The organism is Shewanella sp. BC20, assembly GCF_003129585.1.
GTDB classification, from domain to species: domain Bacteria; phylum Pseudomonadota; class Gammaproteobacteria; order Enterobacterales; family Shewanellaceae; genus Shewanella; species Shewanella seohaensis.
Window position 1 is genome coordinate 61823 of the sequence record NZ_NHRI01000016.1, and the last position, 26941, is coordinate 88763.

A 26941-nucleotide genomic window follows, 5' to 3' on the forward strand; every position below is an offset into this window, starting at 1 on the left:
CAGAGCAAGATAATTAAGGGCTTATGGGCTTTCCCCATAAGCCCTATTTATTGGTCAAAGCAATAGCTTCACTTCCCCTTTCGTTAAGAGTTATCCCTAACGTTAGTCATCGTTGTTGCCACCATTCGCCTCCACTGTTTTCAACACAGCAGAACCATTACACAAAATTCCCGCTCAAGGCCTAAACAGCCCCTATACTCAGCAAAGTGGCTCTGTCTATTTAAAGGATAAGTATGGGTTTCAAGTCGCTAATCAAGATTAGCCTTGTATTACAGCTCTTAGGATTATCCGCACCTAGTTTAGCGGGGCGAGAGTTAACACTGGTCGCAACTAACTATCCTCCCTTTTATACCAGTGAGTTAGCCGATCAAGGCGGCGTCGCTCTCGTCGTCAAAGAAGCCTTTAAACGTCGCGGCTACCATGCCAGTGTAAAATTCTATCCCTTCGCGCGGGCAGCCTTGCTAGTCAAAACCGGCCAAGCCGATGGCATTATTGGCCTTTGGTATCGCAAAGAACGTGAGCAATGGGCGCACTATTCCGATCCCATACAAGCCGTACAGATAGTGTTCTTTAAACGTAAAGATAACCCCTTACATTTTAGTCAATTGAGTGAGCTTAAGCCCTTCACCATAGGCATTGGTCGCGGCTACGCCAATCCGCCCGAGATTGCCGCAGCAGGGTTAACCACAGAGGAAGGCAATTCCGATGAGATGAATCTTAAGAAATTGTTTCTAAAACGCATCGACTTAGTGCTGATTGGTTACAATCTTGCCCAATATTTAATCAAGCAACATGGCGATGAGTATCTTAATGCCCTTGAACAAGTTGGCGACCCCATAGCAACTGAGGTATTCCATTTAGGGGTATCGTTAGCGGTTGCCGATCAGGCCACCTTAGTCGATGAGTTTAATAAAGGCCTTGAAAGCATGGCCCAGGATGGCCGTCTTGACGCGATTTTAAGCCAATATCCGCAAATTCAATCCAGCTTAGATCCGATAGAGAAAATACGAACACAAGCACATCCTTAGCAAGATAACTCGGCTATCTTAGCCACTTCGAACGGGACGAATGAGATTGCCATGGGGTATCTCGACACAAAACACAATTTCTTTCACTTTCGAGTGCTTAACTTTACAAACTTTTACCCACCTGATGACGGTTATTCACTAGAATAGCGCCATTAGTGCGTACGCCTGTTAACCGTCTTTGTGCGAGATAATCATTCCAATGAAAAAAACCATAATAGCCATTGCCTTAGTCGCTGCGGTTGCCGCCGCTGTGAGTTTTAGTGATGTACTGCAAGCGGCCAAACCCGAAAGCGCGCCCCATTTAATGCGCACTGTACCTGTGGTAACCGGAGAAGTGATTGAACATCCGCTGGCACAATCGATTTCACTCATAGGTAAACTCGCCGCCGATCGCGCTGTGGTCATCGCACCGCAAGTCACGGGCAAGATTAAGCAAATCGCAGTGACATCAAACCAAGCGGTCAAAAAAGGCCAGCTACTTATCGAACTCGATGATATGAAAGCCCAAGCCGCAGTGGCCGAAGCCAATGCCTTTTTAAATGATGAAACCCGTAAACTCAGGGAATTTGAAAAACTCATCAGCCGCAACGCCATCACCCAAACCGAAATCGATGCGCAAAAGGCCAGTGTCGATATCGCCAGAGCACGACTCGCCTCGGCGCAGGCGGATTTACATTACCATTCGCTGATTGCCCCCTTTGCCGGCAAAACCGGTCTGATTAACTTCAGCGAAGGCAAAATGGTCAGCATAGGCACTGAGCTGATGACCTTGGATGATTTATCCAGCATGCGACTCGACCTGCAAGTCCCCGAACATTTTCTGTCACAGTTGAGTATTGGTATGCCAGTCTCGGCCACCAGCCGCGCTTGGCCAGGTGAAACCTTTATCGGCAAAGTGATCGCTATCGATCCCCGCGTGAATGAAGAAACCTTAAACCTGAAAATCCGCGTGCAATTTGAAAACGCGAAAAACCGCTTAAAGCCCGGCATGATGATGTCATCGACCATCACCTTCCCACCGATTTCCGCCCCAATTGTGCCAGTACAAGCCTTAGAATATTCAGGCACTAAGCGCTACGTGTATGTGGTTGGCGAGGACCATATCGCCCATCGCACCGAAGTGATTTTAGGCGCCCGCGTGGGTGATCAAGTGCTTATCGATTCTGGCCTCAAGATTGGCGACAAAGTGGTAGTGCAAGGGCTAGTGAACATGCGCGATGGCTTAAAGATCAATGAAGTCGTGCTCGAAGCCAATAACAAGACTCAAGGTCCTGCAGCTAAATCAGACGTCAACACCGCGGAGACGAAATAATGTGGCTGTCCGATGTTTCCGTTAAGCGCCCCGTCGTCGCGATCGTTTTAAGCTTATTGTTGTGCGTGTTTGGTTTAGTGTCCTTCACTAAACTGTCGGTACGGGAAATGCCCGATGTCGAAAGCCCAGTGGTGACCGTCAGTACCAGCTACTCAGGTGCCTCGGCCGCGATTATGGAGAGCCAAATCACTAAGACCCTCGAGGATGAACTCACGGGGATCAGTGGCATCGATGAAATCACCTCAACCACCCGTAATGGCAGCTCGCGGATCACAGTGAAATTCCTCCTCGGTTGGAACTTAACCGAAGGCGTGAGTGATGTGCGTGACGCCGTGGCCCGTGCCCAGCGCCGCCTGCCTGAAGATGCCAACGATCCTGTGGTCTCTAAGGACAATGGCTCTGGCGAGCCCTCTGTCTATGTCAACTTAAGCTCCAGCGTAATGGACAGAACTCAGCTGACCGATTACGCCCAGCGCGTATTAGAAGACAGATTTAGCCTCATCAGCGGCGTGAGTTCCATCAGCATCTCGGGCGGTTTGTACAAGGTGATGTACGTTAAGCTCAGACCCGAGCAAATGGCGGGACGCAATGTCACAGTCACCGACATTATTAACGCACTGCGTAAAGAAAACGTCGAAACCCCGGGCGGTCAAGTACGTAACGATACCACTGTGATGTCAGTGCGCACTAAGCGACTCTATTACACCCCGAAGGACTTTGACTATCTAGTGGTTCGCACCGCCAGCGATGGCACGCCTATCTATCTTAAGGATGTGGCGGATGTGGCCGTTGGCGCCCAGAACGAAAACTCCACCTTTAAGAGCGATGGTATCGTTAACTTAAGCTTAGGCGTCATCACTCAGTCCGATGCGAACCCTTTGATTGTGGCGCAGGAAGTCCATAAAGAAGTCGATAGAATTCAAGACTTTCTCCCCGAAGGCACAAGCCTAGTGGTGGACTTTGACTCAACCGTCTTTATCGACCGCTCAATTAACGAGGTGTACAACACCCTCTATGTGACAGGGGCCCTTGTGGTATTAGTGCTGTACATCTTTATCGGCCAAGCCAGAGCGACCCTCATCCCCGCGGTGACAGTACCTGTGTCGCTGATTTCGGCCTTTATTGCCGCCAATATGTTTGGCTACTCGATTAACCTATTGACTCTAATGGCATTAATTCTCGCTATCGGTCTTGTCGTTGACGATGCCATCGTCGTGGTAGAGAACATCTTTCACCATATTGAGCGCGGTGAAGAGCCGCTGCTCGCCGCTTACAAAGGCACGCGGGAAGTAGGTTTTGCGGTTGTGGCCACCACAGCCGTGTTAGTCATGGTGTTCCTGCCGATTTCCTTTATGGAGGGCATGGTCGGTTTACTCTTTACCGAGTTCTCGGTAATGCTGGCGGTATCCGTACTGTTTTCTTCACTTATCGCCCTGACGCTGACGCCAGTACTGAGTAGCAAACTGCTCAAAGCCAATGTTAAACCGAACCGTTTTAACCGTTTCGTCGACAGTGGTTTTGCCCGCATGGAAAAGGTTTACCGTGTTGGCGTGACTCAGGCGATCCGTTTTAAATGGTTGGCGCCACTGGTGATCCTCGCCTGCGTTGGCGGCAGTGCCTGGTTAATGCAACAAGTGCCCTCACAGTTAGCACCGCAGGAAGACCGCGGCGTACTGTTCGCCTTCGTAAAAGGCGCCGAAGGCACTAGCTATAACCGTATGACAGCGAACATGGACATAGTCGAAGACCGATTGATGCCCCTGCTCGGCCAAGGCGTGTTACGTTCTTTTAGCGTTCAAGCCCCCGCCTTCGGTGGACGCGCTGGCGATCAAACTGGCTTTGTGATCATGCAGTTAGAGGACTGGGAACATCGCCATGTCACGGCGCAGCAAGCCCTTGGCATTATCAGCAACGCCTTAAAAGACATTCCCGACGTGATGGTTCGCCCTATGATGCCAGGCTTTAGGGGCCAATCGAGTGAGCCAGTACAATTCGTCCTCGGCGGCTCAGATTACGCCGAGCTGTTTAAATGGGCGCAGGTATTAAAAGAAGAAGCCAATGCCAGTCCTATGATGGAAGGCGCGGATTTAGATTATGCCGAAACCACGCCGGAGCTTATCGTCACCGTCGATAAAGAACGGGCGGCGGAGCTTGGGATCAGCGTCGATGAAGTCTCGCAAACCTTAGAAGTGATGCTCGGCGGTCGTAAAGAAACCACCTATGTCGACCGAGGCGAAGAGTACGATGTGTATCTGCGCGGCGATGAAAACAGCTTTAACAACGTTGGCGATTTGAGCCAAATCTATATGCGCTCGGCTAAGGGCGAATTAGTGACGCTCGATACCCTAACCCATATCGAAGAAGTCGCATCGGCACAAAAACTTAGCCATACCAATAAGCAAAAATCGATCACCCTTAAGGCCAACATCAGTAAAGGCTACACCTTGGGCGAAGCCTTGAAGTTTTTGGATAATAAGGCGATTGAGTTATTACCTAAGGATATTTCCATCGGTTATACCGGCGAATCTAAGGACTTTAAAGAAAACCAGAGCAGCATCTTAATCGTGTTCGGTTTAGCGCTCCTAGTGGCTTATCTGGTTCTGGCGGCGCAATTTGAAAGCTTTATCAACCCTTTAGTGGTGATGTTTACCGTGCCTATGGGGGTATTCGGTGGCTTCCTCGGCCTGTTGGTCACCAGTCAAGGCATTAACATCTATAGCCAGATTGGAATGATCATGTTGATTGGTATGGTGACTAAAAACGGTATCTTAATCGTCGAGTTTGCCAACCAATTGCGTGACCGAGGTTTAGCCCTAGATAAAGCCATTATCGACGCTTCGACTCGTCGCTTACGCCCCATTTTGATGACAGCCTTCACCACCTTAGTGGGCGCAGTGCCGCTGATCTTCTCATCGGGCGCGGGCTCTGAAAGTCGGATTGCCGTGGGTACTGTAGTGTTCTTCGGCATGGCCTTCGCCACTTTTGTAACCCTGTTCGTGATCCCGGCCATGTACCGTTTAATCTCGGCCGCGACCCATTCACCGGGTTATGTTGAGGCCAAACTCGAGGCGGCCATCAAAGCACAAGAATTAGCGGCTCAAGAATTAGCAGCGCAAGAGGCGGCTAAACAACAGGAACAAACAGCCAAAGCCTAGCGCGATACGGTAAAGCGAAACGGCATAGGATGTTTATTAAAACCATAAAGCCAAGGGAGTCGTTGCCCCTTGGCTTTTTTATTTAAGTCTGAGAACCGCTCCCTCTTCGCCCAGTCAAGCTCGTCAAGTTAGTCAAGCTCGTCAAACCAAGCCCCACACAAAGCAGCGCCGCGAAGCTAATCACGCCCCCAAGATGGCTTACCATGCCTGCAGCGCCTAAACCTAGCCCTAACAGAATGTAATAAAACAGTCCAAATAGCGCGCCAGCAGAACCAGCATAAGCGCGGTAGTTTGCCAGCGCCGAGCTTAAGATATTGGGAATTGCGATCCCATAAGCAATCACAATCAACAGCATGGGTAGTAAGAAGTAAACATTATCCAAGCCAATATCTGTCGATTGGAACAGCCAAATACCGAGTCCTCCGAATAGTGCAATAAGGCTTGCTAACCGCACTAATAGTGCACTGGAGTAACCTCTGCCGAGTAATAGTTTATTAAAATAACTGCCAAGGAATGCGCCAAAGCCCAATAACAACCCACTCATCCCGAAGGCAAGCGTCGACAACCCTTGCGCCTCAAACATAAATGGCGCCAATGAAAAGTAGCTAAACCACATCAAGTTAAATGAGGCCACCAGCAAGGTGTTTTTAATTATCCCACTGTCGGTAAGCATCTTGATAGCTAACTCAACTATCGCGATTTATTGGGTATGTGCAGGCCTAGTTTCGGGCAAAGATTTTACCGACAAAAACAACAGCACTATGGCAGAAACCATCAGGGCGACAAACACACCTTGATATCCCCAATAAGCACTGAGGAGACTCCCCAATAGCAATCCGATAATGGGGCTAATCCCAAGAGACATGCCCATCACCGAAAAGACTTTGGCCAATTCCTCCCCGCTGTAACTGTCACGCATCATGGTTTGAGTAATGACAGACCCCACTGCCGCACCAAAGGCCGATAATACGCGCGCCAGCAACAGCAGAGTAAAGTCGCTAATCATCAACGCGAAGGCTGAACCAATGGCATAACAGACTAAGCCCGCAAGCATGGCGTTGCGGCGACCAATGATGTCAGCTAAACGACCCCAGCAAAATACGCCTACAGCAAAGGCGATGAAGTACACGGATAAGGTTTGCGAGGCGCTGGTAACAGACACCGCAAAGTTTTCTGCAATATTTGGCAAAGCCGGGCTATAGATGGTTTCCATAATTTGCGGAAACATCATCAACAGCACGCACAGCCAGAGTGGTGGTTTTATTTTCATGATTTTAGGTACGTTTTAGCCTTTCAGTGTTAACCGATAAACCAAAACGGCGCTCCATACTTGTCAAAGAGGGCGCAGTATAGATAGGATCCCCAAGTGACAATTAACGACACTTAGACAAAAAACATCAAAAATAAGACAATATGGCCTTTATTCAACCCGAGCAGCAATTTAATCCCGATGCCTTAGACAACCTAGTGATTGGCATTGCCGCCGAAATTGGCGAACATGACTCAGGCGTACATCAGCATCGCAAGGCTCAGCTGCTCTACTCATCAGCGGGATGTATGCGGTTTAATTTAGCCGATACTCAAGTCGTATTGCCGCCAACCCGTGCAGCTTGGCTGCCCGCAGGCGTGGTACACCAAGTCACAATGCGCGATGTTGTCGCCTATCGTTCACTCTACTTTGAGCCTGAAACAGTGGCGTCTTTGCCGGATAAAGTCACGATTTTCCATGTGAATCCGTTACTCAAAGCGTTAATCGACACTATGTCCTTTTGGCCTTGGGACAAACCCAGACACAGCCAGCACAATGCCTTTGCCCTGCTGATTGAAGAGTTACTCCATGCGGATGCACAGAATTTAAGCTTACCCCTGCCCAAGGACAAACGGCTACAAACTTGGCTTAAGCAATTGCAGCAACAGCAAAAAATCCCCGCCAGCTTGCAGGACATGGCCATTGAGATCGGCGCCAGCGAACGCACCATCAGCCGTATCTTTAGCAACGAAACGGGCATGGCTTATCAGGCGTGGCGGCAGCAATGGCGCCTGCTCTCGGCCATTGAGCAATTAGCTGCGGGCGCCTCGGTGGCGCAGGTAGGATTTAACTTACAGTTTTCCAGCGATAGCGCCTTTATCAGCTTTTTTAAACAATATACCGGCATCACCCCGGCGCAATACTTTAGATAATCAATCCGTTAACCTAGCTAAAATCCATTAAGCACAGCTGCACACGGCAACTCCCGATTAGATCCATTGTAGTTTTGCCTGCTCGCGCCATTACCCGCCTTGCTGTGCTATAGTGCGCAGAGTCCCCCAACTGATAGCCATAACTTATCCCTTGAAAAAAATCGCCCTGTTTGTCGACGTGCAAAACATCTACTACACCTGCCGTGAGGCTTATCAGCGCCAGTTTAACTATCGCAAACTCTGGCAACAGTTAAGCGAGCAGGGTGAGATTGTCAGCGCCATCGCCTATGCCATTCATCGTGGGGACGATGGCCAGTTAAAATTTCAAGATGCGCTGAGACATATTGGTTTTGAGCTAAAACTTAAGTCCTTTATTCAACGCAGTGATGGTTCAGCAAAGGGTGATTGGGATGTGGGCATCACCATAGATGTGCTGGAAATGGCGCCCGAGGTGGATACAGTGATCTTGCTGTCTGGCGATGGGGACTTTGCCCTCTTGTTCGATAAGATAAGGCAAAAATACGCCGTCGAGGCTGAGGTGTATGGCGTGCCCTCCCTCACGGCAAAATCTCTAATGGAGGCGGCTAGCTGCTTTCATCCGATAGAAGAGTCATTGTTACGTTAATGCCAGTATATCCCCAGCCTTAACTGCATCAGCCGCACGAACGAGTTAGCAAGCCGTTACTGATACGTCACCTCGGAATACATGGGCGCAAGGCGCTTCAGCAGCGCATTGCGGGTCGATGTTGAAATATGCTGTTCCTTCATCGATTCAATCAAATGCCCGACTAAAGCATCAAAATCGGCCTGAGTGATATTCAAACCTTTATGGCTGTCTGCCATGTTTTCGCCTTGATAGACGCAGCCACCATCCGTGACAGCGCACAGATGTTCGATAAGACGCTCGCGAAAGATAGCAATATCCGTTTCATCGAAGTGGTGCACAATGCGGGGATCCCGCGCGATACGCGCAAGCAAGCCATCAACGATAGCCGAAACGCCCGAATCACCACCGAGGGCCTGATACAGGGTTGTAGGACTGGCGTTCGCACTAGATACTGGGCTATCAGGATCAGATAGGGCGCAGCCAGCAAGTAAAACTGTCGAGATTGAAAGAACTGTGATTAAGCGTACCGTGGCGAAAGGGAGAAACTTGCGTAAACGGCTCATAGCGCGCCCTCCAGCGACAGATACCAGCCCCGTTGATGCTCAAAACCCGCAATGCTGCCTAAATCGGCATAGGCCGTGACCACTGACAGATGCTTATCGATAAACCAAGCTAAAAATATGTCCTGCCAATCATCCTCTCGAGCAAATCCCAGTTCGTTCGGTTTTTGACGATATTCAATACCCAGTGCCAGATTATCGGTGAGCAGTAACGCCGCCGAGGCTTCCAACATAAAGTGGTAATCGTTACTGGCCTCAGTGCCGAATCCCAAGAGTCCGGTTTGATTGGCTTTGGTCGCGCGCACTGTGGCATTGAGTAACAAATTACGACCCGCTACCGTATCAAAAAACACTTTACTGGCAGCGACATATATATCTAAACCCCAATCATCCCGCGCGCCAACCGCCTGAGGAAGGCTAAAGTCATCCACTTTTTTATACTGTGCGCCCAAGGTGATTTGTGGCATGGCGGTATATAACAACTCGCCGGCAAGCTTGTATTTTAACCCCACAATATCTTGACCAAGCTCGCCGCCCAGAGTATCCAAATCAAAGGTTTGCCTTGCCAAACTGAGCTCAAACCGATTGTCATAACTTAACGAGGCGCCCATCACTTTTAGCGTAAAATCATCGACATAAACACCCGTGGCCATGGCCGTTGCCGACCACTCATCACTACTGCCATAACCGTTGATCACGGCCCAAGGCACTATGCCACCGCCAGCACTGCCCTCGATCATTGACGCGCCGCCAGTGGCGATCACACGGCTACCCTCAGCCACAACTTGCGCAATGCCACCTAACCAAAGCGGGCAAAACAGACAAAGCAGCGCCCTAGTATAGCGCCGAGTCGATAAGCTCAACTTCATTGTGTTCATGGACATACTCACTCAATACGCGATTACTTGCATTAGAGGGCGATGATGACGCCTGACGCCATTCGGCGTTTTCTTATTTGCTGCTACTGTTAAATGCTTCAAACCATTGGTCAAACTCAGCCGCTTTTAACGGCTTGGAATACACATAGCCCTGGATCAGATCGCAGTTGAGATGACGAAGAATATCAACACCTTCTCGCTCTTCAACACCTTCAGCCACAACGCTAAAGCCGAGGCCATGGATCAATTGAATGCTGGTATTGACTATCATGGCATCCTGACTGTTCAAGTGCATATTCTGGATAAAGCTACGATCAATCTTCACTTCATCAACGGGTAATAGTTTCAAATACGCCAGTGATGAATGTCCGGTACCAAAATCATCAATCGCAACCGAGACGCCCATATCGCGGAATCGTTGTAAGACCCCCACAACGGTTTGCGCATCTTTCATCACGGCGCCTTCGGTGACCTCGATGCAGAGTGCACCGGGTTGCAGATGATTGTCCTTTAACAAGTTGGCAATTTGATTTGGTAAACGTGTATCCAGTAAATCGTGGGCAGACAGGTTAATCGCCAACTTCAGCGCTAGGCCCTGCTGCTGCCATGTCACCAACTGTTTGATGGCCTGCTTCAATACCCATTGGCTGACAATATCAATGTTGCCTGAGTTTTCAGCGAGTTGAATAAATTCATCCGGCGGGATAAAACCCAGAGTTGGATGTTGCCAGCGGATAAGTGCTTCGGCGCCAGTACATTGATTGAGCGGCAAATTAACCTTGGGCTGAAACACCAAATAGAGCTGGTCCTGCGCCAATCCAATAGGTAAATCACGGATAAGTGTGAGTTCTCGCTGGTACTTTTCATCGTCGCCCTCACGATAACTAACGATTCGCAGTTCCTGAAGGCAGGCCTGGTTGAGGGCAATTTCGGCGCGGCGCAGCAACACATCAATGTCGGCACCATTGCCATCAATTTCAAGCAGCCCTGCTCGCACCGTCAGCGAAATATTGGAACCTTGGATAGGAAAGGGAGCTTCTAGCATATCCAAGGATTTCAGTAATTGATCGCCCCCAATCCCTTGGCGATACAAGAGCAAAAACGAATCACCATCCAATCGCGCCAGCATATCCGCTGTGGGCGCCAGCTGTTCCAAACGGCGAGCAAAGAGCAGTAATAAGCTATCGGCGTTAGCAAAACCGATAATGTCGTTGATATGGCGAAAATGCTTGATATCCAGCAATACGATGGTGCCGGAGAGATCTTGGTTAAGATCGGTTAAATGCTGTTTTGCCGCGAAACGATTCAGCAAGCCTGTCAAACTGTCGTGGCGCGACTGATACAGTAAATCCTTTTCGCGCGCCTCAATATCCTCCCGCATCAAAGACAAACTGTTGGCCAATACCCGCAATTCCGCAGGCGCCCCCTGAATGCTCTCAGGCTGCAGCCCCTGACCAATTTTACGGGCATACTGCACCAATCGATGAACGGGCTCGGTCAAACTGCCCGACAACCAAATGGCAATGGCAATCGCCAATGCCAGCGTCAACGCAAAGATCAGCAGCATGTTATTGCGTAAATGCAGATAACTTTGCTGCCACTTGAGGTTTGACTGGTGCAGCAGCGCCAACTGGCGACCATTATGCTCATACAGCTTGATTGCCATGGATAAGTAGTCCGCAGGAATATACTCGCTGGGCATAGTTAACAGGCTGGGGAATCGGTTTTTCTGCGCAAGCACACTCTGTTGCTCGGCGCTGGATAAGGTGGAGGCGATTTCAGTCCGTCCATTGGTCTGATTAACAAAGCTAACATCAATCCCTGTGATGGCTTTGGCTTGGCTAGCCACTTTTTCATCTAACAAAAAGCCCATACCAACCCAGGCTATGAGAGTTGGCGCCTTGACTGGTTGAAGGACAAACTGATAACTCGCATGGTCAAAATCGAGAATCGCCAAGGCATTACTATTGCTGGTGGCCAGTTCAAATAGGGATTGAATATCATCCTGCGTAAGCCCTGGCAGGCTTGAGGTTAACAGTTCCCCCTTGGGTGACAATAATATGGCCGCATCAGCACCGATACGGGCACCATGATTGGATAATACCGACTCTATCGTTTCTTGCTCTCTTGTCGCAATCGCGCGCTTAAAACCAAAATCGGCGCTGAGCACAGATAAGCTTTGACTGAGTTGAACACCGCGATTCGACAGCACTTCGAGAAACACATTCGCGCCGATTTCAAGGCTCTTTTGTTGCTGTAAAAAGTTATCTCTCTGTGTCGCCGTCAACACTGAAAATGCCGTGGCTAACTGCACTAGGGTCAGCACAGTAAAGAAAACTAAAATCAGTCGAGCACGGAAACTATTTAGCATCGAAGGACCCAAACCCCGATGGCGGAGCCGAAGGTTTTGCCTGACGCTCGACATCCAATGCCAGCGTGAGTGTTTGAGTCTCGGCAGCCAAATTGAGGTCCTTAGGCTCAGACATGGCCTTCTGCCATGGATGCCAAAGTTTGACTTTATAATGACCGGCCGTAAGTGCCTTGAATTGGATCTCTCCTTTTTCGTTCGCCACCGCCACAATGGGGCTATCTGCAACATAAATAAAGGCTTGCATATAATCGTGAATATTGCAGCCAAGCGCCACTAGGCCAGGTTTATCAAACAGAATAGGCGCTTCGGCTTTACCCACATAGAGTTTCAACTCGAACGGCTTGGCCTCGGAAAAGGAATACACATGGTGGCGGGTACGATCCAGATTAGGAAAATCTACTTTTGATCCTCTAGGAACTGCCAGCACAAAGGGAATGAAGGTACGGTTTTTTTGTGACATTTCATAATGATCAGTAATGGTCGTTTTATCGGACATCACATCAGGGATAAGTTCCACAACCGCATCGGCCAGCGTCACTTGTTGCGAGTCTACCACCTGAATCTGGAGGTCTGCGGCCATACTCATGGGCACCACCATACAGACTAACAAGGTAAATACAGCGCGATTTAATATCATTGGTTACCCCAAACAAAAGATGACGGCAAGAGTGCAGCAAGACGTAGGCATATCTAGTCATACGATATCAGTATAGGATTTGGATCTGTGTGGTGTTGAAAATCATTCATTTACCGAAAATCCGCCCACAATCTAGCAGAATTAAAACAGGAGTATGGCTTATCGCCCAACGGCCTTTGTGCTAACAGGCAGTAGAAAGCTGAAAACACCACACTTAAATAGTGCTAAAGCACCGACAGTGACTAATCTAGAGTCACCATTTGCTCAGCTTTATAACTTGATGTCCTCATACTCTTGCGTCGAGAGTTGGTAAAAATTATCGGCATCGGCTAGCAATACATCATAAACGTTCGAGTCCAACTTACCCTGTTGAACCATTGGCAACATAATGTCCAGCACCTCACTTAAGGACAGGGAGCCACGGTAGGGTCGCTTTTGGGTTAAGGCTTGAAACACATCGACGAGTGCAAGGATCCGCGAAGGTAAATCTAACTGTTCTTGTCTTTTTCTAAAGGGATAACCCGAGCCATCGAGACGCTCATGGTGGTTTGACGCCCACTCACCAATAACAGACTTAGGAAAAAAGCTCTTTAAGGTGTGGTCGGTATCGACGGTGTGGCGCTTCATAATTGAGTATTCCTCCCTAGTCAGCTTGCCTTCCTTATGGAGTAATAAATCGGGGGTTTTGAGCTTGCCAACATCGTGTAACAGCCCAGCCACATACAATAACTCGGCATCGGTATCCGATATGCCACAATCCTTAGCGACCAGTTTTGCCAACAGTGCGACCTTGTCCGAATGATGAAAAGTAAAGGGACTCTTGGCATCGACAATCCGTGCCAAAAATCTTGATATCTGCTTAACGCCTTCGAGATCCAGCTGTTTGTCGTACAGTTGATTCGCTTCAAACTCGAGGGCCATTTGCTCGATATGGACAGCCTCCATGTTGTACCAAAAGCCGTCTTTACTGACTAATTGGCACATGGCCGCCACCATATTAGGCTCGAACAACACGCCACTGTGGGCTAGCAAATTATCCGCAACCAACCCTTCATGGAGGGTGATAAGCTCTTGATGACAACCATGGGTATAGCGCGCCCGCAGAAAATCGGTCCGATCGGCCAGAAACACCAATGCAGCAAGGTCACGGTCAAACTCAGAGATTGCCGCGGTTTGCAACTCTAGCCAAGGTGTATGGTGATAAAGCACAGTGAGGGCAAAGACATCTAGGATAGGGCACTTCATTAATGCCTCATACCCACGGCGGCTGTGGGAAGTGGCATCTTCTGGCTGCATTAATTTGAGTAGGCGTAGATGTTCCTCGGAGGAAGACACGCCGCAGTCATGGATAAGCCCCGCAAAATAGGCAAACTGCTTCTTTTCATCTGACCAGCCCAGCACATTGGCGCATTCGTAGGCCATATAGGCCACTCGATGACCGTGGTGTAAATCATCCACGCCGACAAAATCCAATGCCGTCGCCACGGCTAACAGCGCATGCCGCACATCAATTTTGATGCTGATTTCCTGAGGCTGAAAAGCATTCATCGCATTTTCCTAATTTAACGCACTGATCTAACTATAGTTACTTCGTCGATATTTACCCGCAAAAATAAAAAAAGACCTGCATTTGCAGGTCTTTTAAGGAGATAACAGATTGAACTGGCTTAATTATTGTGCCGTTAGCGCTTCCGCTTTACGGCGACCGCGTTTAGCGAGGGCGTAGTAAAATAGTGGCGTCAGGATTAATCCAAACAGTGTCACCCCTATCATGCCTGCAAATACCGCAACCCCCATGGCCTGACGCATCTCGGCGCCCGCACCCGTTGAGAACACCATAGGTACCACCCCCATGATGAAGGCGATAGAGGTCATCAAGATGGGGCGTAAACGTAAGCGCGCCGCCTCGAGAATCGACTCCATGACTTCCATACCATGGTCTTGTTTTTCCTTGGCAAATTCGACAATCAGAATCGCGTTCTTGGTCGCTAAGCCCACGAGGACGATAAGACCAATCTGGGTGAAAATATTATTATCGCCGCCATAGATAAGCACACCACTGAGCGCTGAGAGTAAGGTCATTGGGATAATTAAGATAATCGCCAATGGTAAACTCAAACTCTCGTACTGCGCCGCCAGCACCATAAACACCAGCAGGATCACCAGAGGGAACACTAACAAGCCTGTGTTACCGGCGAGGATCTGCTGATAGGTCAGCTCTGTCCACTCGTAGGTCATTCCTATCGGCAAAGTCTCGGCGAGGATTTTCTCAATCGCTGCCTGTGCTTGGCCCGAACTTACACCGGGTGCTGGGCCACCGTTAATCTCAGCCGTGGTGAAACCGTTATAGTGCATTACACGATCGGGCCCCGCGCTCTGACTCACATTAATAAAGGAGCCGAGTGGGATCATATCGCCATTCACATTAGGCACTTTTAGCTGGCTAATTTGCTGCGGGCTTTGACGGAATGCTTCGTCTGCCTGCATATTCACCTGATAGGTTCGACCGAAACGATTGAAGTCGTTGACATAGGTCGAGCCCATATAGGTTTGTAATGTCTGGAAAATTTGATCGAGCGACACTGCCTGCTGTTTCGCTTTAGTCCGATCGATATCCAGTTCAAGTTGTGGCACGTTCACTTGATAGCTAGAGAAAATCCCCGCTAATTGTGGATCGGCCCACGCCTTGTACATCACTTGTTGGGTCACCTGATACAAGGCCTCATAACCAAGGTTGGCTCTGTCTTGAATTTGCAGACGGAACCCTCCAATAGTGCCGAGGCCTTGCACAGGTGGCGGCGGGAAGATGGCAATAAACGCATCCTGAATACCAGCAAATTGCTGATTTAATTGGCCAGCAATCGCATTCGCCGACAGCTCAGGACTCTTACGTAACTCAAAATCATCTAGGGCAACAAACACGACGCCCGAGTTAGGACTATTGGTAAAACCGTTAATACTCAGACCGGGGAAGGCAATAGAGTGCGCCACACCGGGGTGATTTAAGGCGATGTCGGACATTTTCTTGATCACCGCATCGGTACGCTCGAGTGAGGCCGCATCCGGTAATTGGGCAAATGCCACCAAATACTGTTTATCCTGTCCTGGCACATAGCCCGTTGGGGTATTTACAAATTGTACGCCCGTAAGCGCAACCATCCCCAGATACACCAGTCCGATAATGCCGCCAAAACGGATCACCTTACGCACTAAATAGCCATAACCTTCTGATGCACGGTTGAATAAGCGATTGAATGGCGTAAATAACCAACCACCAAACAGCTTATCCATTAACCGAGTAAGCGCATCTTTAGGCGCGTCATGGCCCTTGAGCAACAGCGCCGATAACGCAGGGCTCAAGGTGAGCGAGTTAATGGCCGAAATAAAGGTCGAAATCGTGATAGTCAGCGCAAACTGCTTATAAAACTGCCCCGTTAATCCGCTCATAAAGGCGGTCGGAATAAACACCGCGGCCAACACTAAGGTGGTTGCCACAATCGGCCCAGTCACTTCCTTCATGGCTTTTTGTGTTGCGGCAATGGGGCTTAAACCCGAGGCGATATTTCGCTCGACGTTTTCCACCACCACAATGGCATCGTCCACCACAATCCCGATGGCCAGCACCAGACCAAACAGCGACAACGCATTGAGCGAGAAGCCCATCAAGTGCATAAAGGCGAAGGTACCCACCAAAGACACAGGCACGGCCACCAGCGGAATGATCGAGGCGCGCCAAGTCTGCAGGAACAGCACCACCACGAGCACCACTAAGAGCACGGCTTCGAGCAGGGTTTTCACCACCGCATGGATAGAGCCACGCACAAACACAGTCGGATCATAGACAATCTCGTATTGCAGCCCTTCGGGGAAAGACTTCGCCAGTCTTGCCATTTCGGCGCGCACATCGTCGGAGATTTGAATCGCATTCGAGCCTGATGCTTGGAACACTGGAATCGCGACCGCGTCCTTGTTATCCAGCAATGAACGCAGCGCATAGCTGGTTGCACCGAGTTCGACGCGTGCCACATCCTTAAGACGGATCACCTCACCGTTCTGACCGACCTTGATGATAATGTCTTCGAATTCTGACAGTTCAGTCAGACGCCCCTTAACGTTGATCAAGAGTTGAAAGTCGGCATTACCACTAGGCTGCGCCCCTAAACTGCCCGCTGCCGCTTGCTGATTTTGCTCACGTACGGCGGCGATAATTTCAGCTGGTGACATGCCAAGCGCCGAGACTTTATTCGGGTCAAGCCAGATCCGCAGACTATATTCGCCCGCACCGAACAAACGCACCGCGCCCACGCCTTTGATCCGTGCTAACTCATCTTTTACGTTGAGCGCCGCGTAGTTAGACAAATACAGCATGTCATAACGGTTATCCGGCGACAGTAAATGCACCACCATGGTTAAGTCTGGCGAGGATTTTTCGGTCACAATCCCGAGGCGTTGAACCTCCTGCGGTAAACGTGGCATAGCACGGTCAACCCGGCTCTGTACTTGGGTTTGCGCCCTGTCCACATCGGTGCCAATGGCGAAGGTGATGGTCAAGGTCATGCGTCCATCGGACGTCGCCTGCGATGACATATACAGCATGTCTTCGACGCCGTTGATTTCCTGCTCTAAGGGCGAGGCAACCGTTTCGGCGATGACCTTAGGGTTAGCGCCAGGGTAGTTGGCGGTTACCACGACCGTCGGAGGCACCACTTCAGGGTATTCGGTAATGGGTAATTGCCAGACGGCAATCGCCCCTGTGATAAAAAACAGCAGCGAGAGAACGGCTGCAAATATCGGTCTTTTAATAAAAAACTGCGACAACATTCTGTTGGATTCCTTAACCGCGGCTCGCTACTTCAACGTCTGGGGTGGTGATATTTTCTTGATGTTTATCAAGCAGTAATTGAGCTTGACGAAGCGCCTCTAGCTGTTCGCTGTCGGCCATATCAACCAGGTGTGGCTCAATTTGCATCTTAGGACGAACCCTTTGCATGCCATTGACGACGATTTTGTCGTCTGCCGCTAAACCTTGCTTAACAATGCGTAAACCTTGAACTTTTTCACCTAGGGTGACGCCGCGATACTCCACGGTGCCATCGTTTGCCACCACTAAGACGAACTTGTTGTTCAGATCGGTGCCCACGGCTTTATCGTCAATTAAGATGCCGTCATAGGCGCCGCTACCGGCGGTACGTAATCTGGCGAACAGACCAGGGAGCAAGCTGTTGTCTTCATTGCTAAACGTAGCACGCACTCGAATAGTGCCAGTCTGTCTGTCCATCGAATTATCGACAAAGTCCACTAGGCCTATGTGTTGATATTCGCGCTCGTTGGCCAGCGCCATATACACGGGATTGTCGCCAGCCCTAGGGTCTTTACGCTTTTTCTCGGCGGTTAACTTGACGTATTTTAGATAGGTTTGCTCATCCACATCGAAGTAGGCATACATGCTGGCGGTCGACACTAAGCTGGTTAACACACTCTGCCCCGCAGACACATAGTTACCCGCAGTGACATTGGCGTAGGAGGCTCGGCCATCAATCGGCGCGCGCACTTGGGTATAATCTAAGTCCAACTCGGCGCGTAGCAGCGCCGCTTTTACAGAGGCTACGGCCGCCGTGGTTTGGCGTTTGTTAGACTCGCGAGTATCGAGTAATTCTGCAGATACCGCCTTTTGGGCAAAGAGTTTGCGGGCACGTTCTAAGTCGTTAGTGGCCAGTTGCTCAGCAGAGAGCGCGCTAGCAAGATCTGCTCTTAACCGGGCCACTTCCGCTTCGAACACACTCGCATCGATATGGAATAGCACATCGCCTTTTTTCACTAAGGCGCCTTCTTTAAAGTTTACCGACGCGATATAGCCAGATACGCGTGGCACTAAGGTCACACTCTCTGGCGCCTGCAAACGGCCGGTAAATTCATCCCACTCGGTAACGCGCTCATGCAATACCTGCGCAACATCGACCTTAGGTGCACCCGGTGCTTGCCCCTGCTGGGCTTCGGGTTCACCACAGGCCGAAAGGACAAAAGCCGCCACGGCAGTCAACATCAATATCCGTAAAGGTTGGTTACTTTTCATCTTACAATCCTCATGTGGCAGGCATTTATCTCGTTTAAGACAGACATCAGTGATGGGCACTCGGTCAAAACCAATAAATACCGACTGGTAAAAAATATTATGTACTGGGCGGTAATATATAGTGTAAAATGACTCTGTCAACTTATTTTATACCGACTAGTATTTAATTTTTTGTGACAGCGTGAAACTATGTAGTTAAGCCTTTGAGGTAATTAGCCACAGCGAACGTGCTATGTGGGCTTGAATGGACGATATATTTTGGTGAGTTACTCACCTAACCCGCAGACAGCAGGCAAGAGTGGCTGGACATGAACTAAACCCATGTCTATCCTAGGGGCAATTGAGAATTGAGGAGCCTAATGATGTCAACCGTCACCCAGACGCCCTGCGTAGGTCGCCCACGAGCCTTCGACGCCGACGATGCATTGGCCAAAGCCTTGGAAGTCTTCTGGCAAAAAGGTTTTGAAGGTACATCGTTAACCGATCTGACTCAGGCCATGGGCATCAACAAACCCAGCCTATATGCCGCCTTTGGTAACAAAGAGCAGCTTTTTCTGAAAGCGATCGAGTTATACGAGCAGCGACCCTGTGCATTTTTCTATCCTTCGCTTGAAAAAGAAACCGCCTATCAAGTGGTTGAGGCCATGCTCTATGGCGCAGCATCATCTTTAGTGGATGAGAGTCACCCCCAAGGCTGCTTGATTGTTCAAGGCGCCCTCGCCTGTAGCGAAGCCGGACAAGCGATCAAAGATACCTTAATTACCCGCCGCCGTGATGGTGAACAGGCACTATGCCAACGCCTGCAACGGGCAAAGGATGAAGGCGATTTACCCGCAGATGCCGATCCGCTGCTTCTGTCTCGATACATTGGCACAGTGCTTCAAGGCATGGCGGTGCAAGCCACCAATGGCATATGCCCTGGAGAATTACGCAAAGTCGCCGAGCTAGTGTTAGCCAACTTTCCGAAAAATAATGCGTGATAGTGCGACTAGCTAAGAACCATTGACATAAACCCCAGCAAACACTGGGGTTTATGCTTTTAAGCCGCTATCGAAATTAATCTTGAGATTAGTGCTGAACTTGGTGAGTGACTAAGCTTGGGCGCAGCAGATTGTCGTGGACAGGGCAACGGTTACACACAGTATCTAAAAACTCGCTCTTTTGTGCATTGGTTAAGTCAGCATCAATGCTGGCATTGATGGCAATTTCTTTAAATCCCACAGGATCATCCGAAGGCTGGCCTAGTAATCCCGCCGAATTCATCACGGCTCTGACATGCACATCGAACTGGTGAATGGTGATATTGCGCTCACGCGCAACCATCTTAGCAATCGCCGAGATACAGCCTCCGAGCGAAAATAAAAAGGTCTCTAAGGGATTAGCGCCTTCATTGGTCGCGCTGGGTTGATCGATAATCAGCAAATGCTCACGCACCTGCGCCGTAACCTTCCAACCGCTTCCCATATGTGTGGTGACTTCAACGACTTTATCCGCCATGACTTGCTCCATTAGTTTTTTTTCAATCAGATTATTCTAATGATTAAAAAACCAAAAGTCACAAGTTAAGATCACAGTTTTATGGCCTAACTCTTTTTGTCATAAACAATCTCGGCCACATCACAAATCGCAAAATGATTAGGTTCGTTATAGGCACTTATGATATAAATTTCCGATTAGGAATAGGATGATACGGAAATAAGATGCGTGTTTGCAGCCCAACAAGGAATGAATTTCAGCGAGTAATAAATAACCCGCTGACGTTGTTGACTGCGGCTTGCTTATTTTTATTCTCTGCCACAAGCCACTCCTCCTTTGCCCAAGAAAGCCAAAGTAGCCCACAAGCCGTAGGCCATAGCATCACCTTAGCCGCCGAAGACAGCTGGCCGCCGTTTGCCAATCAGTTTGGTCAAGGGATCTCCCATCGCCTTATCGCGGCGGCATTCAAACAATCTCGAGTGGAAGTCAATAGCCTAGTTGTACCCTATAGCCGCGCCCTTATGATGGCCGAGAAAGGTGCCGTCGATGGAGTCTTTAACGTGACCCGCGAGGCGAGTACCGAGCAACGGTTTGTGTTTGGTAACACGCCGCTATTTGTGGCGAAAGCCTCTTTTTATCAACGTAAACAACGCCCGCTTATCGCCGCCAATAAATGGGAAATTCCTAAGGGCAGCATAGTCGGAGTCATAAAAAGTTATGAGTATGGCGATGAGTTTCCCGAACTGGTGAAACAGCGCCAACTGAATGTCATCACGGTCGCCAACCAACAGCAACTGATTAATCTGTTGATGATTGGCCGAGTCGATGCGGCAGTTATGTTCGATTTAGTCGCACAGGAAAACCTGCAAAAAATGGGCGTCAGTGACGATGTGATCCCCGCCTTTAACAACCACAGCAGCGAGATTTATCTGGCCTTTTCGAAGGAAAACCCCAAAGCCGCACAACTCGCTAAAGAGCTAGATCTGGGCTTAACCCAGTTAAAAGCCAATGGACAGTATCAACAACTGCTTAGCACTAAGTAACCCTTCAAACCGCCATTAGCTGCCTTGGGTACGGATAATCTCTTGATTCACCCAATGTAACAGCTGCTTAATCGCTTTCGAGAGGATCTGATTCTGCCGCACTATGTAACCCAAACTGGTGCTCGGGAATTGTGGTAATGGCGTGACTTTACTCTTTAAGTGCGTCTTAGTGTAAATCGAAAACTCAGGCACAATCGCCACCCCAAAGCCCGCTTCGGCCCAATCGATTTGTGCATCCACACTGCCGACTTCCATGATCCGATAACGGGGTAAATTTAAGGTCGGTAATGCGGGATCGAGCAACTCGCGGGTACGGGTATCATGGCCGAGCAGAATCAAAGTCGGCCGCTCCGCATGGGGCATATCATGGCTGGCTTGGCTTTGCTGCCACAGCTGCAAATTATCCCCAAGGGCACACCATTTGATTTGCTGTAACTCGGTAAAATGCAGCGGCTGACTCTCTTTTTGCGCGATCACAAAGCCTAAATCTGCCTCGGCATTAGTCACCAATTCTGAGGCTTGGGAAGATGTGGTATTAAGCAGGGAAAAATCAATCCCGGGGAATTCCGCTTTAAATAACTGAAATGGCTGAATAAGCAGCAACCGCGAAATGATATCGCTGGCCGCTATGGTCAAGGTGCCTTGACTGAGATCGTTGATGGCATTGAGATCCGCCTGACACACTTGCAGTTCCATCAAGGTCTTCTGGCTGCTCTCGAGCAAACGAAACCCCGCCTGAGTTAGCCTAAACGGATTGCGCTCAATCAACTTAACTCGAGTATTCTGCTCCAGTTGTTTGATATGCAAGCTGACATTAGGCTGCGTCATATGCAGCGCCGCTGCCGCCTTTCCGAAGTGCTTACACTCGGCTAAGGTCACGAAGGTCTTTAACCAATGAAGTTCGAGCATCGCATTCATCTCCATCCATCAATTCAGCTCACCCTATGATATATGATTTCCTTATCACGACGATAACTATAATTAATTTCTCTTATTCATTAAGCAGGTCTAGCATAATCGCTTAATTCCTGTGGAGATGATGTTATGCCGTCTATCGTAGTTGTTGGTGCAAATTGGGGTGATGAAGGCAAAGGCCGAATCGTAGATTATTTAGCCGCAGATGCTGCAGCGAGTGTCCGCTTCCAAGGCGGTAACAACGCAGGCCATACGGTCGTTAACGACTTTGGCACCTTTAAATTACACCAATTACCTAGCGGTATTTTCAATCCAAACTGCGTTGCAGTACTTGGCCCAGGCATGGTGATCAGCCCTGAAAAACTCAGTGTTGAAATCGCTGAAGTCGAAGCGGCAGGCATTGAAGTTAAACTGTGCATTTCTGACCGTGCGACCCTGTGCTTACCTATCCATGCACTGGAAGATACCTTAGAAGAACAACGTTTAGGCGATCTGGCCTATGGTTCAACCCGTCAAGGGATTGCCCCAGCCTATGGCGACCGCGTAATGAAGAAAGGTATTCTGGTTGGCTGGTTAAACCAACCCGAAGTGCTGCAAGAACGCATTCAATTTATGCTCGACTGGAAACTGCCCCAGTTAAAAGCACTGTACCCAAGCTGTGACTTTAGCCAAACGGCCGCCGAAATGACCCAATGGTTGTTGGATGTGACCGCCCCATGGCGCCCATTTATTTGCAACGTCACAGAGCCATTAAAAGCCTTACAAAAACAAGATGCTAACTTGTTATTTGAAGCGCAATTAGGCGCGGGTCGTGACTTGATTTACGGTGAGTATCCTTACACTACCTCTTCTAACGTGACGGCGGCTTTCGCAGGTCTGGGTAGTGGTTTACCGGCTCTGCGTCCAGAGCGTGTGATTGCCGTAGCTAAAGCTTTCAGCTCATCTGTCGGTACAGGCACCTTAGTGACTGCGATGGAAGAGCAGGATGATTTCCGTAAAAATGCCAACGAGTTTGGTGCAACTACGGGTCGTCCACGTGATATGGGTTACTTCGATGCGGTTGCAACTCGTAACGGTGTTGAACTGCAAGCAGCGACTGAAATCGCTCTGACCAAGATTGACTGCCTGACTGGCATGAAAGATCTTAAGATTTGTGTTGCCTACGAAGGCGAGCACACTGAAAACCCCATTTGGCCTCAAACTGCGGCATTAAGCCCAGTGTACGAGCAAATGGAAAGCTGGAGCGAAGACATCACTGGCTGTCGCACCTTCGAAAGCTTGCCAAAGGCGGCGCAACATTATGTTGAGCGTATCGAAGCCTTAATGGGCGTGCGTGTGAGCATGGTGTCTGTAGGACCAGAACGCGACCAGATGATCATTCGCTAAGCGCTAGGCTTTAGCCACCGATTACCCTACAAAAAAGCCATATTCGTTTCGGCGAATATGGCTTTTTACTTTGTGTCGTCTAGATATTCTCAATCCTAACCACCTAATTTACCCACACCTTGGGTTTTGTTTAGCCCGATAAACCGCTAGACTGCGCTCAACCAACATACTTCATATCGAAAACGCCATGCCGCAATTTAGCCCAAGTTATTCTTTCCCTGTGCAAATTTACTATGAAGATACCGATTTTTCTGGCGTGGTGTATCACCCCAACTTTTTGAAATACTTCGAGCGCGCCCGTGAGCATGTGATTGGTGCCGAGTGCTTACGCAACCTCTGGCAACAGCAGCAATTGGGTTTTGCGGTATATCGCAGCGACATGTTGTGCCACGAAGGGGTGGAGTTTGCCGATATCATCGATATCCGCACTAAGTTCTACTTTGAGAGTAAATATCGCACCGTCTGGCATCAGGAAATTTGGCGCCCAAATGGTAAAAAACCGGCGGTCACCGCCACCATTGAAATGGTGTGCATGAATCAGGCGCGCCAACTTGCGCCCATGCCCGCCGACTTAATCGCCCAATTAAGCCTAGGGATGTGAAGCTAAGCCAAGGGATGTGAACCATTAACGCAGAGCATTTCGGGTCTGGGTCTTAGCTGGTTCCAGTTCATTTCAAGCTCTGCGGCCCGCATCGGCTTGGCATAAAAAATCCCTTGTATACGGTCGACGCCCATCTTCACTAACATATCGTGGATATTAAGGGTCTCAACCCCTTCGACCGTCACCTCATAGCCGAGCTTTTTCGCAATATTAATGCTGGCCTCAAGGATATATTCTGAAGGTTGGTTCGGCTCAAGATCCCGAAGAAAGGCTTTATCGATTTTGACTTCATTGGCGGGTAAATGCTTTAAATACGCCAACGATGAATGGCCGGTACCAAAGTCATCGATTGCCAATTTCACCCCAAGACGACGGATTTGTTCTAAGGTATCCACGGCCTTGTTTAAATCGGCCATCAGAGTGCTCTCGGTGATCTCAATCATCAAGCATTCTGGTGGTAATTTATAATGCTCGAGGCGAGTCGCGATATCATGGGGCAAGGTTTCACTGTCGAGATCTCGAGTCGAGAGATTAAGCGCCACACACACAGACACGCCCGCCGCACGCCACTTTACCTGCTGCTGTAACACTTGCTCCAGCGCCCAATGGCTCACTAAATCGATCATCCCGGCGCACTCTGCCAGCGGAATAAATTCTCCCGGGGAAATAAACCCGAGCTCCTCATGCTCCCAGCGGATCAAGGCTTCGACTTGGGTGCAGGCGCCCGTGTGAATATCCTGCTTAGGCTGATACACCATATACAGATGATTTCGCTGCAAACCACTGGGAAGGCTGTCGATAATCTTAAGCTCCCTCAATTGGCGGATATCGTCATTCTCGCTGTAACAGGCGATAGCACTACGGGTTGCGCGGGCCTTTTTAAGGGCAAGATCCAGCCTTCTGAGCATATGGCTAACATCGGCATGATGCTTAGCAAGTTGCAGACAACCAATCTGCATCCGCACACTGACGGGGGTATCTTTAATTTTAAAGGGCACCTGTAGTCGGCCGCGTAAATGCAGCAGTTGCTCCTCGGACAGACTTTGCTCGTAATAGAGGAAAAACTCATCGCCGTTTAGACGCGCAATCAACTTAGGTTTAAGGCTTAGACTGGTTAAGCGCTCGGCAAACTGCTTAAGCAGAATATCGCCAAACACAAAACCAAAGAGATCATTTACATAGCGAAAGCGATAAATATCGATAAGCACTAAAGTGCCTTGGGTGATGGGCATCAATGCGGTCAGAGAACGCTTAAGCCCGACACGGTTATTCAACCCTGTGAGTTTATCCTTACCCATGCCCGCAGGCAGCGCTGCGAGCATCTCGTTTAAGGAATGGTAAAGCGGTGCAAACTCCTGTGGCACCACAGGCACATTCAAAGGACGGCGTTCAATCTTTTGCTGATCGAGCTGCGGGCATAATTGCGCCAAAAATCGCTGCTGTAACCGCAGCGCTTGGTATCTAGCGAGTAATATATAAAGCACGGCTATCAAGATGATACCCAGTGCTAAACCGATAAATCCCAGAATAACCATAATTTGGCCTCAATCTTACCACGTAAGCTTAACCACCATTCTCCCCTGACTCAGGGCAAGAATGGCTTCCCTATAGGCCCTACGACTACTGGTAACTCTCTCTGATTGAATGGAATTTATCCATAAATTCGTCACTAGCTAAATCATTCGCCGAGACGGGTAAACCACGACTCACAAAGACTTCCATCCGTTGCTCGAAATCGGCTCCGGCACGTAACTCACCGGTGTAAAAGGCTGCGGCACGGATAAAATCTAAATAGGTCACATGGTCTGGCAGATAAGGTAAATCCGCCCAGCGCTCAACCACTTCCATCACCTCTGGCGCAAAATCCCAACTCTTTAATACTGCGCGTCCTAATGGGCCTTGCATTTTACGTACTAAAGAGCGCAATTGATCAATACTGGTGAATAACTCTGGATGAGCTTCGGCTTCGGTCAAAACAGGTAATGCACCGATATTATGGACTAAACCTGCCAGTGTTAAGGTATCTAAATTGAGCTGCCCAGGGTGACGTCTATTATACATTTGCAACATGGCACAGGCGGCCGCCGTTACTTCAATCGAGGTGCGCCACACTTCGTCCATCACTTCCCAAACCATTTCATTGGTGGAAATAAATAGCTGCTCCATCGCCACTGAGGTCGCAATACTCTTGATTTGGATGAGGCCAATTCGAGACACTGCGCTACTAATGCTCTCGGCGGGAATGCCGCGGCTATATAAGGCACTGTTGGCCACTTTAATGATACGCGCCGAAATCGCCGCGTCTTGACCTATCACCTCACCCACTTGCTTTAGGCTCGCATCTGAGCGACTCACCACTTCTTGCACCCGCATGGCCACTTCGGGCAGGGTTGGCAACACTAAAGCATCATCTTTTAATTTTTTGAGTAATCCGACTAACAGTAGATGTTCAGTAGACATCTTCGCTCCCATCAATCTGCAAACATAAATCTTCAATAGTTGGAGTATATCAGTTGCCCACCGATTGATGGGCAGAAAAAAGCAACAGACGTTAATTATTTGTATGACGCTGTTATCAATTTCACCGATAACGGCATACGAAACTTCTTGGCTATCCCTTGATTCGCTTAAGCGAAATCGCGCTAAGCAGACGAGACATCGCCAATCCGCAGACAAGCGTCATCGCCCGCCATCACCTAGCTTAGGGGTATATTCGTA

Annotated in this window: 20 protein-coding genes and 1 pseudogene; 9 read left to right on the top strand and 12 right to left on the bottom strand. The window is 49.3% G+C overall.

Annotation, left to right across the window (positions count from 1 at the left end; genetic code table 11):
• Positions 1-233: 233 nt before the first annotated feature.
• From CBX96_RS16145 to CBX96_RS16155, 3 genes are all read left to right on the top strand, one after another.
• A complete protein-coding gene (locus CBX96_RS16145) occupies positions 234-1028 on the top strand; it encodes an ABC transporter substrate-binding protein (RefSeq protein ID WP_109287371.1) in 795 nt (264 codons plus the stop codon).
• A gap of 199 nt (positions 1029-1227) precedes the next feature.
• The gene (locus tag CBX96_RS16150; RefSeq protein ID WP_109287372.1) at positions 1228-2340 is read left to right on the top strand and encodes an efflux RND transporter periplasmic adaptor subunit; all 1113 of its coding nucleotides are present in this window, start codon (positions 1228-1230) and stop codon (positions 2338-2340) included.
• Positions 2340-5495 (top strand): multidrug efflux RND transporter permease subunit, encoded by a 3156-nt coding sequence (locus tag CBX96_RS16155; protein WP_109287373.1) that lies wholly within the window; start codon positions 2340-2342, stop codon positions 5493-5495. Before CBX96_RS16150 ends, CBX96_RS16155 begins: the two co-directional genes overlap by 1 nt.
• An 82-nt stretch (positions 5496-5577) precedes the next feature.
• Here CBX96_RS16155 and CBX96_RS16160 read toward each other — a convergent pair.
• A pseudogene (locus tag CBX96_RS16160) lies at positions 5578-6765 on the bottom strand (multidrug effflux MFS transporter).
• A 143-nt stretch (positions 6766-6908) separates the two neighbouring features.
• Here CBX96_RS16160 and CBX96_RS16165 point away from each other — a divergent pair.
• Both CBX96_RS16165 and CBX96_RS16170 read left to right on the top strand, forming a co-directional pair.
• Positions 6909-7676, top strand: coding sequence for a helix-turn-helix domain-containing protein (locus CBX96_RS16165; RefSeq protein ID WP_109287374.1), 768 nt, complete (start codon positions 6909-6911; stop codon positions 7674-7676).
• A 151-nt stretch (positions 7677-7827) separates the two neighbouring features.
• Positions 7828-8301: an NYN domain-containing protein gene (locus CBX96_RS16170; RefSeq protein WP_109287375.1), complete on the top strand. Its 474-nt coding sequence runs from the start codon at positions 7828-7830 to the stop codon at positions 8299-8301.
• 56 nt (positions 8302-8357) lie between these two features.
• Here the strand turns inward: CBX96_RS16170 and CBX96_RS16175 are convergent, their stop codons facing one another.
• The 7 genes from CBX96_RS16175 to CBX96_RS16205 all read right to left on the bottom strand — a co-directional run bounded on the left by CBX96_RS16175 (position 8358) and on the right by CBX96_RS16205 (position 18802).
• Positions 8358-8846 (bottom strand): group 1 truncated hemoglobin, encoded by a 489-nt coding sequence (locus CBX96_RS16175; protein WP_109287376.1) that lies wholly within the window; start codon positions 8844-8846, stop codon positions 8358-8360.
• Positions 8843-9721, bottom strand: a complete 879-nt coding sequence (locus tag CBX96_RS16180) for a DUF3034 family protein (protein WP_109287403.1) — start codon at positions 9719-9721, stop codon at positions 8843-8845. The genes CBX96_RS16175 and CBX96_RS16180 overlap by 4 nt, the downstream gene beginning before the upstream one ends.
• A gap of 73 nt (positions 9722-9794) precedes the next feature.
• Positions 9795-12092 carry an EAL domain-containing protein gene (locus CBX96_RS16185; protein ID WP_109287377.1) on the bottom strand — a complete coding sequence of 766 codons (2298 nt, stop codon included), beginning with the start codon at positions 12090-12092 and terminating at the stop codon, positions 9795-9797.
• Entirely contained in the window at positions 12082-12729 is a 648-nt protein-coding gene (locus CBX96_RS16190) for a methylamine utilization protein (RefSeq protein ID WP_109287378.1), read from the bottom strand. The genes CBX96_RS16185 and CBX96_RS16190 overlap by 11 nt, the downstream gene beginning before the upstream one ends.
• Positions 12730-12999: 270 nt before the next feature.
• On the bottom strand, positions 13000-14277 hold the full coding sequence (locus CBX96_RS16195; RefSeq protein WP_109287379.1) for an HD-GYP domain-containing protein: 1278 nt from the start codon (positions 14275-14277) through the stop codon (positions 13000-13002).
• A gap of 123 nt (positions 14278-14400) precedes the next feature.
• Entirely contained in the window at positions 14401-17550 is a 3150-nt protein-coding gene (locus CBX96_RS16200; protein ID WP_011716184.1) for an efflux RND transporter permease subunit, read from the bottom strand.
• Positions 17551-17563: 13 nt separating this feature from the next.
• On the bottom strand, positions 17564-18802 hold the full coding sequence (locus tag CBX96_RS16205; protein WP_011716183.1) for an efflux RND transporter periplasmic adaptor subunit: 1239 nt from the start codon (positions 18800-18802) through the stop codon (positions 17564-17566).
• A 359-nt stretch (positions 18803-19161) separates the two neighbouring features.
• Here CBX96_RS16205 and CBX96_RS16210 point away from each other — a divergent pair, with 359 nt between their 5' ends.
• Entirely contained in the window at positions 19162-19782 is a 621-nt protein-coding gene (locus CBX96_RS16210; RefSeq protein WP_011716182.1) for a TetR/AcrR family transcriptional regulator, read from the top strand.
• 88 nt (positions 19783-19870) lie between these two features.
• Here CBX96_RS16210 and CBX96_RS16215 read toward each other — a convergent pair whose 3' ends face one another.
• Positions 19871-20299, bottom strand: a complete 429-nt coding sequence (locus tag CBX96_RS16215; RefSeq protein WP_109287380.1) for an OsmC family protein — start codon at positions 20297-20299, stop codon at positions 19871-19873.
• A gap of 203 nt (positions 20300-20502) precedes the next feature.
• On the opposite strand from CBX96_RS16215, the gene CBX96_RS16220 reads away from it, so the two are divergent.
• Positions 20503-21321, top strand: a complete 819-nt coding sequence (locus CBX96_RS16220; RefSeq protein ID WP_109287381.1) for an ABC transporter substrate-binding protein — start codon at positions 20503-20505, stop codon at positions 21319-21321.
• 15 nt (positions 21322-21336) lie between these two features.
• Here CBX96_RS16220 and CBX96_RS16225 read toward each other — a convergent pair whose 3' ends face one another.
• Positions 21337-22230, bottom strand: a complete 894-nt coding sequence (locus CBX96_RS16225) for a LysR family transcriptional regulator (protein WP_041408992.1) — start codon at positions 22228-22230, stop codon at positions 21337-21339.
• Positions 22231-22365: 135 nt separating this feature from the next.
• Between CBX96_RS16225 and CBX96_RS16230 the strand changes: the two genes are divergently transcribed.
• Both CBX96_RS16230 and CBX96_RS16235 read left to right on the top strand, forming a co-directional pair.
• Entirely contained in the window at positions 22366-23622 is a 1257-nt protein-coding gene (locus CBX96_RS16230) for an adenylosuccinate synthase (protein ID WP_011716179.1), read from the top strand.
• Positions 23623-23809: 187 nt separating this feature from the next.
• Positions 23810-24223, top strand: coding sequence for a thioesterase family protein (locus CBX96_RS16235; protein ID WP_109287382.1), 414 nt, complete (start codon positions 23810-23812; stop codon positions 24221-24223).
• A gap of 2 nt (positions 24224-24225) precedes the next feature.
• Here the strand turns inward: CBX96_RS16235 and CBX96_RS16240 are convergent, their stop codons facing one another.
• Together CBX96_RS16240 and CBX96_RS16245 are read right to left on the bottom strand one after the other, a co-directional pair.
• On the bottom strand, positions 24226-25758 hold the full coding sequence (locus CBX96_RS16240) for a bifunctional diguanylate cyclase/phosphodiesterase (protein ID WP_109287383.1): 1533 nt from the start codon (positions 25756-25758) through the stop codon (positions 24226-24228).
• 85 nt (positions 25759-25843) lie between these two features.
• On the bottom strand, positions 25844-26683 hold the full coding sequence (locus tag CBX96_RS16245; RefSeq protein ID WP_011716177.1) for an HDOD domain-containing protein: 840 nt from the start codon (positions 26681-26683) through the stop codon (positions 25844-25846).
• Positions 26684-26941 lie beyond the last annotated feature (258 nt).

Coding starts and splice junctions, on each gene's coding strand:
- CBX96_RS16145 (WP_109287371.1), top strand. CDS start 234: ATGGGTTTCAAGTCGCTAATCAAGATTAGCCTTGTATTACAGCTCTTA.
- CBX96_RS16150 (WP_109287372.1), top strand. CDS start 1,228: ATGAAAAAAACCATAATAGCCATTGCCTTAGTCGCTGCGGTTGCCGCC.
- CBX96_RS16155 (WP_109287373.1), top strand. CDS start 2,340: ATGTGGCTGTCCGATGTTTCCGTTAAGCGCCCCGTCGTCGCGATCGTT.
- CBX96_RS16165 (WP_109287374.1), top strand. CDS start 6,909: ATGGCCTTTATTCAACCCGAGCAGCAATTTAATCCCGATGCCTTAGAC.
- CBX96_RS16175 (WP_109287376.1), bottom strand. CDS start 8,846: ATGAGCCGTTTACGCAAGTTTCTCCCTTTCGCCACGGTACGCTTAATC.
- CBX96_RS16180 (WP_109287403.1), bottom strand. CDS start 9,721: ATGAACACAATGAAGTTGAGCTTATCGACTCGGCGCTATACTAGGGCG.
- CBX96_RS16185 (WP_109287377.1), bottom strand. CDS start 12,092: ATGCTAAATAGTTTCCGTGCTCGACTGATTTTAGTTTTCTTTACTGTG.
- CBX96_RS16190 (WP_109287378.1), bottom strand. CDS start 12,729: ATGATATTAAATCGCGCTGTATTTACCTTGTTAGTCTGTATGGTGGTG.
- CBX96_RS16195 (WP_109287379.1), bottom strand. CDS start 14,277: ATGAATGCTTTTCAGCCTCAGGAAATCAGCATCAAAATTGATGTGCGG.
- CBX96_RS16200 (WP_011716184.1), bottom strand. CDS start 17,550: ATGTTGTCGCAGTTTTTTATTAAAAGACCGATATTTGCAGCCGTTCTC.
- CBX96_RS16205 (WP_011716183.1), bottom strand. CDS start 18,802: ATGAAAAGTAACCAACCTTTACGGATATTGATGTTGACTGCCGTGGCG.
- CBX96_RS16210 (WP_011716182.1), top strand. CDS start 19,162: ATGATGTCAACCGTCACCCAGACGCCCTGCGTAGGTCGCCCACGAGCC.
- CBX96_RS16215 (WP_109287380.1), bottom strand. CDS start 20,299: ATGGCGGATAAAGTCGTTGAAGTCACCACACATATGGGAAGCGGTTGG.
- CBX96_RS16220 (WP_109287381.1), top strand. CDS start 20,503: ATGCGTGTTTGCAGCCCAACAAGGAATGAATTTCAGCGAGTAATAAAT.
- CBX96_RS16225 (WP_041408992.1), bottom strand. CDS start 22,230: ATGCTCGAACTTCATTGGTTAAAGACCTTCGTGACCTTAGCCGAGTGT.
- CBX96_RS16230 (WP_011716179.1), top strand. CDS start 22,366: ATGCCGTCTATCGTAGTTGTTGGTGCAAATTGGGGTGATGAAGGCAAA.
- CBX96_RS16235 (WP_109287382.1), top strand. CDS start 23,810: ATGCCGCAATTTAGCCCAAGTTATTCTTTCCCTGTGCAAATTTACTAT.
- CBX96_RS16240 (WP_109287383.1), bottom strand. CDS start 25,758: ATGGTTATTCTGGGATTTATCGGTTTAGCACTGGGTATCATCTTGATA.
- CBX96_RS16245 (WP_011716177.1), bottom strand. CDS start 26,683: ATGTCTACTGAACATCTACTGTTAGTCGGATTACTCAAAAAATTAAAA.